6 protein-coding genes are annotated in these 7220 nt (G+C 60.5%); 5 read left to right on the top strand and 1 reads right to left on the bottom strand.

The window, feature by feature from the left end; genetic code table 11:
- Positions 1-322: 322 nt before the first annotated feature.
- Entirely contained in the window at positions 323-1498 is a 1176-nt protein-coding gene (locus IDH44_RS26085; protein WP_317890264.1) for an IS4 family transposase, read from the bottom strand.
- A gap of 440 nt (positions 1499-1938) precedes the next feature.
- Between IDH44_RS26085 and IDH44_RS26080 the strand changes: the two genes are divergently transcribed.
- The 5 genes from IDH44_RS26080 to IDH44_RS26060 all read left to right on the top strand — a co-directional run bounded on the left by IDH44_RS26080 (position 1939) and on the right by IDH44_RS26060 (position 6740).
- On the top strand, positions 1939-2847 hold the full coding sequence (locus IDH44_RS26080; protein ID WP_190921749.1) for a MarR family winged helix-turn-helix transcriptional regulator: 909 nt from the start codon (positions 1939-1941) through the stop codon (positions 2845-2847).
- Entirely contained in the window at positions 2844-3629 is a 786-nt protein-coding gene (locus IDH44_RS26075) for a pirin family protein (protein ID WP_190921748.1), read from the top strand. Before IDH44_RS26080 ends, IDH44_RS26075 begins: the two co-directional genes overlap by 4 nt.
- An 88-nt stretch (positions 3630-3717) precedes the next feature.
- Positions 3718-4815, top strand: coding sequence for a DUF3048 domain-containing protein (locus tag IDH44_RS26070; RefSeq protein WP_317890263.1), 1098 nt, complete (start codon positions 3718-3720; stop codon positions 4813-4815).
- Positions 4816-5104: 289 nt separating this feature from the next.
- Positions 5105-5716: a DUF47 domain-containing protein gene (locus tag IDH44_RS26065; RefSeq protein WP_190921746.1), complete on the top strand. Its 612-nt coding sequence runs from the start codon at positions 5105-5107 to the stop codon at positions 5714-5716.
- Positions 5717-5735: 19 nt separating this feature from the next.
- The gene (locus IDH44_RS26060; RefSeq protein ID WP_190921745.1) at positions 5736-6740 is read left to right on the top strand and encodes an inorganic phosphate transporter; all 1005 of its coding nucleotides are present in this window, start codon (positions 5736-5738) and stop codon (positions 6738-6740) included.
- Positions 6741-7220: the final 480 nt, after the last annotated feature.

The raw sequence follows: 7220 nt of genomic DNA, 5'->3' as shown, positions 1-7220 counted from the left end.
GCCAAGGTGCGACTTGTGCAAAATCTCGAAATCCTGCGAATGCGTGAGCATTCGTGAGCAACCCTCTTAAATACGAGGGACGGTTGTGAGCGCAGAAACCTTGCAAACAATCTTACATGGAGGTCCAAAAAGTATCATTTGAGGGGGACGTGAGCCCTCACGACGAGAGGATCCCAAGGCATGCTAAGGTCTTGCCTGGTAAAGTAAGCAAAAAACGCTTCTTTGAGATGAGGCTTGGAAAAAAGGCACACCTCGAATAAGCTAGGAGGACACGACTTTTTTTAAAAATCGTCTATTCAATTGCTAGACATTGGAATGACGGTTAATAAAAGAGCAACCGACGTTTGGGATGCCGTTTGGGATGAATCCGAGGGCGTCCCCCTTTTTTACGTCGTCCTTTACTCGTGCGCAAGCCTTCGGGATGGAGGGCCTGTACAAAATCATCCCACGGTTTCATGCGATAGAGATTGAACGTAGCCATCATGCGACCAAACGATTGATGAGGGGCCGTGTGTTTGCGCGCATACTCGCATAGGACGTAGGCAATCAGATTCAAGTAGATTTGATTCCACACGGCTCTAGGTTTGGCGCTATAGATGTGGTCCAGATGCAAGCGTTGCTTCATTTGTTTGAAGAAGACTTCAATTCGCCAGCGATAGCGATAGGCCTGAGCGACTTCGGACGCGGCTAGGTCCCAACGATTGGTTAACGCCCGTACCCGGTGCGACTTTCCTTTTTCATCCTTGAACGTGTACGTCACTAAACGAAAGCGTTCCGTTTCTCCCGTCTTCGGATGCTTCACTTCTACTTCTTCATCCCGTTCAATGCCGTGGCCAGCCGCTACGGGATGCTGCTGGAGCACTTTTAATTGGTTGCCCGCCTTGAGGCGAGCCACGAAGAAGATGCCCTGCTGATTCCACGTCAAGAATTGCTCGTAGCGGATGTACCCTCGGTCCAGCAGATGGGTCGTCCCTTTTTCCCCGACCAGATGCTCCAGCACTTCCTGATCCAGATCGGGCACGGTGGCGGTTGAGAGGACGGTAGCCGTTGGAAGATCGCTTTTGTTTTCCCCAAGGCGCAGACAGGTATGCATCTTCACGGCATTCTTGTTCGTCTGCTGGTACGCCCACGCCCCTCGAGAGCGACCAATGGTAATGGAGGTTGAATCCACGGCGATGACGCGCCCCAAGCTTCTCACCGCATCCGGAAAACGAAAATCCTTGGCTAGTTGTTCCACCAGGTTCTCATACGCATCGCGCAAGGTTTCCGTCGGTAACCGATTCAGTCTCCGATTCAAGGAAGACTGATCAATCGACTCCAACTCGATCCATCGCTGTAACCAGGAATTGCTCCGGAGATGCTCAGCAATTTCCGCGACATTTTTACGCTTGGCTAAGATCGCTTCCAGAAATAATATCGCGGTTTTTCCCAGGAATAACTTCTTTCCATACCGGTCTGACACCACATCCTGCGCGGTTGGGTCCATCACGCCCAGCACTTGACTCAACACGTTTCGCTTCGTTATGCTTGCCATAGAGGTTCCTTTCCGTCTTGTCTTCCTAACACTACGGTAAAGGAATCTCTTCCTTTTGTAAATTTCCCCTCTGAACCGGCGTGTGAACTTCTTTGCAAGGGTTCTGTTGTGAGCGAGCTTATTTGGCGAAATTTGCTTCTTTTTGAATGATTTCAATGAAATAGGCGCTGAGGTAACCGTTAAAATTCAAACGATGCTTTTTAAGGCCAATTAGCCGCTGTCGCAACCGTTAGCTGCAAAAAGACGCTTGCCAGTGGGACGAAGTGAGCCCGGTCGCATCGAGGGCGGAATCCGCCTGCGAGGCCGACCGAGCAAGCAACCTTGACAATTATCCTAGTAGTAGGATAATATATATCCTAAAGATAGGATAAATCAAACGACAAGCCTTGAAAGGCGGGATGCCGATGGCCAAGCAAAGTGAGAAGAAGCGGAAAAAGAAGCAGAAGCGAAAGGACCGGGAGGCCGCTGCCGTCGCAAATGCGGACAGCTCGCCAGCCGGAGAAGGAGCTGAGGAGGGGACGAGCGAGGCCACGAGCGAAAGTACTGTCAAGGGGAAAGGCGAGAGGACGAGCAAAGGTATAGGCGCGAGAAAAGACAAGGGAAAAGACGAGGGAACAGGCAACGGTGCAGGCGCGGGCGAGGAACGGGACAGCAGCGTCGAGCCCGCCGCTGCGGCCGGAGTTGAGGGCGGCAGAGCCCGTGGCGGCGAATCTGCCGAGCCGGACAGGACAGACGAGGCGCATGAAGCGTTAGTGAACGAGGCGTCAGTGCATGAGGCGTCAGCCGCCGCCGCGGATGCGGAATCGGATGCAGAGGCGCAAGCGCTCGATCTGCGGCTCTTCCGGGTGTGGCTGCGGGCGACGCGGGCGCTGTATGCCAACGTCGAACGCGACATCGCCTGCCACGGCATCAACAAGGAGCACTTCATGCTGCTGGAGCTGCTGTACAGCAAGGGGGCGCATCCGGTGCAGAAGATCAGCGAGCGGCTGGACATCCCGAGCGGCAGCATCACCTATGTCGTCGACAAGCTGGCGGGCAAGGGGCTGGTCGGACGTCGTCCGCATCCGGACGATCGCCGCACCTCGCTCGTCGAGCTGACGGTGGCGGGCCGGGAGCTGCTGGAGACGGTATTCCCCGAGCACGCGAAGGTGATCTCGCGTAGCCTGTCGGCGCTCCGTCCGGAGGAGAAGCGGACCTTGCTGGCGCTCATGAAGCGCGCCGGGCTCGCCGCCAGCCGGGTCGGCGCGCACGAGCAAGCGCGCACCGGGGCCAACGACAACGAACAGGACAACGAACAGGAGGAGACGAAATGAAAGCGACGATCTATCCGAGGGACGTACAGGGAACGGGCGCATTCGACGGGGGCGCGATCGTGGAGCAAAAGCCGATCGGATTCCCGCATGAGCAGTCGGCGGTGGAGCGGGTCGGTCCGCTGTTCTACTGGGCGTGGGGCGAGGTGCCGCAGGAAGGGGCGATCGGGCTCCATCCGCATCGCGGCTTCGAGATCATGAGCTATGTGCTGGCGGGACGTGCCGAGCACGGCGATACGCTCGGCACGTCGAGCATCGTCGGCGCCGGCGGGGCGCAGGTGATGCAGACCGGCTCGGGCGTTTCGCATCAGGAGCGGATCATCGGCCCGGATGCGGAAATGTTCCAGATCTGGTTCGAGCCGCATCTGAGCCAGGCGACGAAGCGCGAGCCGACGTATCGGCAGCACGAGCACGAGGACTTCCCGGTCTATGAGGGAGCGGGCGTGACGGTCAAGACCGTGATCGGGCAGGACGCGCCGGTCGAGCTCGTCACCGACGTCCAGGCCTGGGACCTGCAGCTGGAGCCGGGCGCCTCTCATCTGGTGGCGTTGCCGGCAGGCTACGCGCTGGCGGCGCTGGCCGTGCGCGGCGGCGGCGTCTGGACGGATGACGAGGGAGCGGGCGCGACGGCGGAGCTGGCCGCATTCGGACCGCGCGACTTCGTGGTGCTGGAGGCCGGCGCAAGCGACGGGCGGCTTCGCCTGGATGCGGGTGCGGACGCGGCGCTGCGGATGTTCGCGATCGCGGTGCCTGTCGCCGTGGATTACCCGCTGTACCGCAAGTGAGGCGGGACAATTTGCGGCCTGGCGCAGACAAAAGCGCTTGCAGTATGGTTTAATAGAGCTATTCCCGAATAAAGGAAGGTTGAAGCTGTTGAAGGAACGAAATGCTGGCCGCAGGCTGCTGTGGCTGCTGGCCATCGGAATCGTGCTGCTGCTGGGCGTCGCGGGCTGTGCCGGCGGGAGCGCTCCCGCGGAGGAGCCCCCGGCCGAGGAAGTCATCGAGCCGATCGTGCCGGAGGAGCCGCCCAAGCCCGAGCCTGAGCCCGAGCCCGACCCCGGTCCGGCGTACACGGCGCCGCTCACCGGCATCGGCCGCGAGACGGAAGCGACGGTGCGCCCGATGGCCGTCATGGTCAATAATTACAGCACCGCGCGTCCTCAATCCGGGCTGCCGCATGCCGACGTCGTCTGGGAGGTGCTGGCGGAGGGCGGCATCACGCGGCTGGTGGCGATCTTTCAGAGCGATGCCTTCGAGGACCCGATCGGACCGATTCGCAGCATCCGCCCCTATCTGATCGAGCTGGGCGAGATGTATCACAGCGTGCTGGCCCATGCCGGCGCAAGCAATGACGGCTATGCCATTCTGCAGCGCGAGCGCAAGCCGCATCTCGACGAGATTTCCAATGCCGGCGCGTATTTCTGGCGGGAGAGCTTCCGCAAGGCGCCGCACAACCTGTATTCGAATCTGCAGAAGCTGCGCGACGGCGCGGACGCGCGCGGGTACGATACGGATGTCGATATACCGGCGCTGCCCTTCCTCACGGCGGACGAGACGGTGCAGGGCGAGCCTGCGACGACGCTGGAGATCAAGTTCTTGCTGGACAATTACCAGGTGTCGTATACGTACGATGCGGACGAAGGCCTGTACCTGCGCGAGGTCAACGGCGAGCCGCACACCGACCTGACGACCGAGGCGCAGCTGAGCGCGAGCAATCTCGTCGTGCTCGGCGCGGATCACCGCACGCTCGACGATGTCGGCCGGCTGGCCATCGACCTGAGCTCGGGCGGACCGGCGGTGCTGCTGCGCCAGGGCAAGGCGGTCGAAGCGAAGTGGACGAGACCGGAGGACGGCGGACCGATCCGCATCGTGGACGAATCCGGCGAGGAGCTGCCGCTCGTGCCGGGACAGACGTTCTATCATATTGTGCCGCTCAGCGGATCGTTCGACTCGCACTTTGCCTATGAATAGGACATAGCTGCGACTAAAAAACCGCCAAGCAGCGCACGCTAAAAGCACGGGACCTGCGCGCCCGTGTTTTTGCGTGTGCGTTTGGGGTGCGAGTAGGCAATCGACAGGGCCCTTGCAACCCTGGCGCGAAAAAAGTTGAAAATTGCCGGATATTTTTCACGTCCCTTTACATTGCGTTAACAATTGTGTTGTAAAGTATGTTAAGATTGACTCGTCCAATGGTTCATCTACAGCAAGCACATTCTCACGCATGCCTGGTCCATGCGCGCGGCAAAGGAGATTTTAGAGGGTGAAGAAGAAGAAGAACATTTTTTTCGGTACGCTCGAGGAGATGTCGGACACGATTGTCGAAGCGTGCGAATATTTCGCCAAGCACGTATCCGAGCTGAAGGACGTCACGGTGTTCGCCAAGGACATGAAGGAAATGGAGTCGCGGTGCGACCGCTACGTGCACACGATCCTGACCGAGCTGAACAAGACGTTCATCACGCCGATTGAACGCGAGGACATCATGGCGCTGACGACGTCGCTCGACGATGTGCTCGACGGCATCGAGGCCTGCGCCTCGCGCTTTGAGATGTACCACATCCAGGACCCGGACGAATACATTACGCTGTTCGCGGATATCCTCGTGCGCTCCGCACATCAGATCAAGAAGGCGATCTACATGCTCGGCGAGAAAAAGCTGCTCGCGATTCGCGAACCGGCCATCGCCATCAACGAGCTGGAGAATCAGGCGGACGACCTGCTCCGCGTCGGCGTCAAGACGCTGTTCGCGCGGGAAAAGGACCCGATCGAGCTCATCAAGCGCAAGGAAATCTACGAGCGCCTCGAGCAGACGTCGGACTACTGCGAAGACGTGGCCGATCGGCTCGAATCGATCGTCATGCGCAACAGCTAAGCGGGGAGCGTAAGCGGATATGTGGGATGCAGCGTTTATTATTATGTGTGTCGTCGTTTTTCTCGCCTTGGCCTTTGACTTCATCAACGGCTTCCACGATACGGCCAATGCGATCGCGACGTCGGTCTCCACGCGCGCGCTGTCGCCGCGCATGGCGATCGTGCTCGCCTCGTCGATGAACTTCGTCGGGGCGCTGACCTTCACCGGCGTGGCCAAGATGATCGGGGGCGGGATCGCCGATCCGGCCGAGCTCGACCACGGCGTGCAGATTGTCATCGCGGCCTTGATTGGCGCTATCGTATGGAACCTGGTGACGTGGTGGTTCGGCATCCCGTCGTCTTCTTCGCATGCCCTGATCGGCTCGCTGGCCGGCGCGGTCATCGGCGCGGCGGGCCTCGCGGGCATCAATGGCGGCGGCTTCACCAGCATCGTGCAGGGCCTGATCTTCTCGCCGCTGATTGCCTTCACGCTCGGCTACGGGTTGATGTCGCTGCTCAAGGTGATCTTCGCCAATCGGAGCCCGCACCAGGTGAATAGAGGCTTCCGGATCACGCAGATCTTCACGGCGTCGTTCCAGGCGTTCTCCCATGGCACCAACGACGCGCAGAAGGCGATGGGCATCATCACCTTCGCGCTCGTGGCGGCCGAGGTGCAGGACACGCTCGACGTGCCGCTATGGGTCAAGATCTCGGCGGCGACGGCGATGGCGCTCGGGACGTCGGTCGGCGGCTGGAAGATCATCAAGACGATGGGCACGAAGATTTTCAAGATCGAGCCGATCAACGGCTTCGCGGCCGACGCCGCTTCGGCGGCGGTCATCCTGACGGCGACGCTGACGCATTTTCCGGTCAGCACGACGCATGTCATCACCTCGTCGATCCTCGGCGTCGGCAGCGCCAAGCGCTTCAGCAGCGTGAGGTGGTCGCTCGCCGGGCGCATCGTCATCGCCTGGGTCGTCACGATCCCGGTGACGATGGTGATGGCGGCCCTCATCTTCATGCTGATCGAATCGATCTGGCTCTAAGACAAGAGCATGGGACAGCCCTGCCATACGGTATTCAGCCGGGCATGTGATCGATAGTCCCGTCCTGAATGGCATGCGATCGCATGCCAAATCACGCCGGCTTCTCGGGATGAGAAGTCCGGCGTTATTTGCGCGCCCGGCCTGAAGAACGGCCGGGCGCGGGAATCGGCGGCCTGCTCCGCTGCGCTCGCAGAGCGGTCGCCTGCAGGGAGCGGCGGTCTGACTGCAAAACGTCGCCTGACGCTGGATCGCGGCCAGCCCTGTGCGGCTGCCGCCCGGGGCTGGGATCTGCAAGGGAAGCGCGGCCCTGATCCACTCGCATAAGAGGCGCTGCCCGGATGCCGCTTCCAGCGCCGCCTAGCGTCGCCCAGCGCTGCCAAGCGTCGTCTAGCGCCGCTTGCGCGATTGCGGGCGCGCAGTCCGGCGGCCGGCCGGTCTGCGGCGGCGCGGCCGGCTGGCCGAGCCGCTGCCTGCGGGGCG

Origin of the sequence: Paenibacillus sabuli (assembly GCF_014705605.1) — a bacterium.
GTDB lineage: Bacteria > Bacillota > Bacilli > Paenibacillales > Paenibacillaceae > Paenibacillus_D > Paenibacillus_D sabuli.
The sequence above is the reverse complement of the archived record's forward strand: the minus strand, read 5'-3'. Positions and strand labels throughout refer to the sequence as shown.

Excerpts from the sequence above, each read along its gene's own strand:
- IDH44_RS26060 (WP_190921745.1), top strand. The coding sequence starts at position 5,736 with ATGTGGGATGCAGCGTTTATTATTATGTGTGTCGTCGTTTTTCTCGCC.
- IDH44_RS26080 (WP_190921749.1), top strand. The coding sequence starts at position 1,939 with ATGGCCAAGCAAAGTGAGAAGAAGCGGAAAAAGAAGCAGAAGCGAAAG.
- IDH44_RS26075 (WP_190921748.1), top strand. The coding sequence starts at position 2,844 with ATGAAAGCGACGATCTATCCGAGGGACGTACAGGGAACGGGCGCATTC.